This window comes from Oceanobacillus luteolus (assembly GCF_023715655.1).
In the GTDB taxonomy this organism is placed as follows: Bacteria; Bacillota; Bacilli; order Bacillales; family Amphibacillaceae; genus Oceanobacillus; species Oceanobacillus luteolus.
On sequence record NZ_JAMBON010000202.1, the window covers coordinates 1 to 224 of the forward strand.

Annotated in this window: 1 pseudogene; it reads left to right on the forward strand. The window is 38.4% G+C overall.

The features are described from left to right. A pseudogene (locus tag M3210_RS20880) lies at positions 1 to 224 on the forward strand (IS4 family transposase); the annotation flags it as partial.

Consider the following 224-nt stretch of genomic DNA (forward strand, 5'->3'; position numbering starts at 1 on the left):
TCGAAAAAATGCGTTTATACGAGTAGTTGGTGATGATTTTGAACTCCCTCATGATTCAACGGTACTGTCAGATCAAATGGTGTTAATTGGCACCTCACAAAATCGTGCGGAGAATTACTTTCGACTCATAAAGGTTGAAGATACGAAAGGAAACGTACTTCTCTTAGTTACAAACCGTTTTGATTTAAGCGCAGATGAAATTTCCGAGATGTACCAATCACGTT